Source organism: Streptomyces sp. NPDC054863 (assembly GCF_053610825.1).
This window is the reverse complement of the sequence record NZ_JBSGZD010000490.1, coordinates 1-3,182: the sequence shown is the minus strand read 5'-3', so window position 1 is coordinate 3,182 and position 3,182 is coordinate 1. Positions and strand designations below refer to the sequence as shown.

The 3,182-nt window shown below is 71.2% G+C and carries 4 protein-coding genes; 3 read left to right on the top strand and 1 reads right to left on the bottom strand.

Annotated elements, in window-relative coordinates; genetic code table 11:
• Nucleotides 1-233: 233 nt before the first annotated feature.
• Nucleotides 234-1,037, bottom strand: coding sequence for an SLATT domain-containing protein (locus tag ACWGIG_RS38105; RefSeq protein ID WP_453326309.1), 804 nt, complete (start codon nt 1,035-1,037; stop codon nt 234-236).
• A gap of 309 nt (nt 1,038-1,346) precedes the next feature.
• Here ACWGIG_RS38105 and ACWGIG_RS38100 point away from each other — a divergent pair, with 309 nt between their 5' ends.
• The 3 genes from ACWGIG_RS38100 (at nt 1,347) to ACWGIG_RS38090 (ending at nt 3,136) form a co-directional block, all read left to right on the top strand.
• Entirely contained in the window at nt 1,347-1,682 is a 336-nt protein-coding gene (locus ACWGIG_RS38100) for a YbaB/EbfC family nucleoid-associated protein (protein WP_362412255.1), read from the top strand.
• Between the two features lie 91 nt (nt 1,683-1,773).
• A complete protein-coding gene (gene recR, locus ACWGIG_RS38095) occupies nt 1,774-2,373 on the top strand; it encodes a recombination mediator RecR (protein WP_453326308.1) in 600 nt (199 codons plus the stop codon).
• Nucleotides 2,366-3,136 carry a DUF5063 domain-containing protein gene (locus tag ACWGIG_RS38090; protein WP_453326307.1) on the top strand — a complete coding sequence of 257 codons (771 nt, stop codon included), beginning with the start codon at nt 2,366-2,368 and terminating at the stop codon, nt 3,134-3,136. The genes recR and ACWGIG_RS38090 overlap by 8 nt, the downstream gene beginning before the upstream one ends.
• The last annotated feature ends 46 nt before the right edge of the window (nt 3,137-3,182 follow it).

The window sequence follows — 3,182 nt, the reverse complement described above, 5'->3', positions numbered from 1 at the left end:
AAAAGGGGCACGGCTCGCGCCGGTGGGGGCCGGGGTCCCGGGCTGCGCCCGGTGCACGGCTGCGCCGCGCGTCCTCAAACGCCGGACGGGCTGAAGGGTGCCCGACGGGCTGAAAATGCCGGGCGGGCTGAAAATGCCGGGCGGGCTGAAAGGGTGCCCGACGCGCTGAAGATGCCCGACGGGCTGAAGGTGCCAGGCGGGGCTGGAGGTGTGCGACGGGCTGGAAGGTGGCTCTATCTTGGGGATTCCGGCGGACGCTGCCTCGGCATGTTCGGCCGTGTCCCCGGCGGCAGCGGCACCCTGCTCGGGTGGCCCGGTGCCCCCTCCGGGCGGGCCTGTGCCGCGCCCAGGGTCTGCATGACCAGCGGCGCCGGGCCGGACCGGAATTCGACCATCCAGTCCGTCGTCTCGACGCGGATCAGTTCCGTGACGTCCTCCGTGAAGCGCCGAAGCACCCCCAGACACCGCTCCGCCGCCTCGCTCGCCGTCCCGTCCGTCGGCCCGAGGATCTCCCGTACGCTCTCCGACGCCCAGTCGAACTGGAGCGCCGTGAGCCGCCGCTGCACGGCCTGTGCGGTGGCCATGTCCCGCATCCACCCCGACGTCAGCCCGAAGAACCGGTCGCAGGCCATGCACGCGGTGCCCACCAGGAGGGCCAGGTACCCCCAGGCCGCCCCGCCCGGCACCGCCCCCGTCAGGTCCAGGAGGGGGAGCGAGGCGCCGACCACCGCCCCCGTCGCCGTACCGGTCCGCAGCGCCCGCGCCCCCCGCCGCTTCCAGCCCCGGTCGGCCAGGTACCAGCGGGCCGTGCGCAGCGCCCCCGCCTCCACCCACCGGTACAGCTCGTCCAGCCGCTCCGCCGGTTCGCCCCAGTCGCCGAGCGGGAAGGGCCGTCCGGCCAGGTCCTCGGCGTCCCAGCCCCACTCGTCGCTGCCGCCGGCACCGCACTCGTGACCGGCACCGCACTCGTGACCGGAACCGGATCCGGCGTCGTGCCGGGCCGGCGGCCCCTCGGGCTGCATCTCCGGCTGACTCACCGGGCACTCCTCTGCTCTGAGAACGTTCCTGCGGCGTACCGGCAAACTGCTCCGTACGGGTGCGCTCGCCCTTCCTACCGGCGAATGCCGGGCCCCGGGGCCGTTGTCCCGGTAATTCCCCCCGTACGAGGCCCGTGATCAGGAGGGGAGTGCGGGCCCTCTCACTCGAAAGAGGTACTTCGTACGGTGCGGGGCATGCCGCCGGGCGACCACGTAGGCTCGGATTGACCGACCCGTACCGATTCCCGGGACGAGACGCCCGGGACGATATGCCCAGGACGCGTCGTCCTGACGACTAGGAGACATGCCGTGATCCCCGGTGGTGGCCAGCCCAACATGCAGCAGCTGCTCCAGCAGGCCCAGAAGATGCAGCAGGACCTCGCCCAGGCGCAGGAGGAGCTCGCCAGGACCGAGGTCGACGGCACCGCCGGCGGCGGCCTGGTCAAGGCGACCGTCAACGGCTCCGGCGAACTGCGCGGCCTGGTGATCGACCCGAAGGCCGTCGACCCGGACGACACGGAGACCCTCGCGGACCTCGTCGTCGCCGCCGTCCAGGCTGCGAACGAGAACGCGCAGACCCTCCAGCAGCAGAAGCTCGGCCCGCTCACCCAGGGCCTCGGCGGTATGCCGGGGCTGCCGTTCTGACGTACGGGCGCCAAGCCCTTCTGCGCAGACCTCCGCACCAACTACCGTACGTACCAAGCAGGACCGAGCAAGAAGCAGGGAAGGCAGTCCGTTGTACGAAGGCGTGGTTCAGGACCTCATCGACGAGTTGGGCAGGCTGCCCGGCGTCGGTCCCAAGAGCGCGCAGCGGATCGCCTTCCACATCCTCCAGGCCGAGCCGACGGACGTCCGCCGGCTCGCGCAGGCACTGCTGGAAGCCAAGAACAAGGTCCGCTTCTGCGCGGTGTGCGGGAACGTCGCCCAGGAGGAGCGGTGCAACATCTGCCGCGACCCGCGCCGCGACCTGAGCGTCATCTGCGTGGTGGAAGAGTCCAAGGACGTGGTCGCGATCGAGCGGACGCGTGAGTTCCGGGGGCGCTACCACGTGCTGGGCGGCGCGATCAGCCCCATCGAGGGCGTCGGCCCGGACGACCTGCGGATCAGGGAACTGCTCGCCCGCCTCGCGGACGGCGCCGTCACCGAGCTCATCCTGGCGACGGATCCGAACCTGGAGGGCGAGGCCACGGCCACGTACCTGGCACGAATGATCAAGCCGATGGGTTTGAAGGTCACTCGGCTGGCCAGTGGTCTTCCTGTAGGGGGAGACCTTGAGTACGCCGACGAGGTCACGCTCGGGCGTGCCTTCGAGGGGAGACGATTGCTGGATGTCTGACGTCACCGGAACCGCGCACGCGGCCACGCAGAAGCACGGGTCCACGCAGAAGCACGGGTCCACGCAGAAGCACGGGTCCGCGCCGAAGCCCGCGGCCACGCCGGAGCCCGCGTTCTCGCAGCGGCGGCTGCCGGACCAGGAACCAGATCTGTTCGCGGTCCAGATCGCCGATCAGATCGAGAGCTTCATCCTTGCCGTCACGGAAGTGGCGAAGGGTGACGAGCCGGACAGTGCCGTACCGTTCCTGCTCCTGGAGGTGTCCCAACTCCTCCTCGCGGGCGGCCGGTTGGGCGCGCACGAGGACATCGTCCCGGACGAGAGGTACGAGCCCGACCTCGGGCCCGAGCCCGACGTGGACGACCTGCGCATAAGGTTCGCGCGCATGCTGGAGCCCATCGACGTCTACTCCGAGGTCTTCGACCCGTACGAGCCGCGCAAGGCGCCCGTCGCCTGCCGCATCTCGGACGACCTCGCCGACGTGGTGACCGACCTGCGGCACGGCCTGGCCCACTACCGCGCGGGCCGCACCAGCGAGGCGCTGTGGTGGTGGCAGTTCTCGTACTTCTCCAACTGGGGATCCACCGCGTCGGCCACCCTCCGCGCCCTCCAGTCCCTCGTCGCCCACGTCCGCCTCGACCAGCCCCTTGAGGAGCTGGACGGCCTGGACACCGACGAGGACCTGGCCGAGAAGGACCTGGAGGAGGCGGCGGGCCGCGTGATGCTGGAGGAGATCGCGGGTCCGCTGGGACTCAGGACGACGTAGCACGCAGGTGTACGGGGAGGGGGGGCGCCGCCTCCGGCGGCCCGCC

What these genes read in the sequence shown, in the direction of transcription:
- ACWGIG_RS38090 (WP_453326307.1), top strand. Translation starts at nt 2,366, where the DNA reads ATGTCTGACGTCACCGGAACCGCGCACGCGGCCACGCAGAAGCACGGG.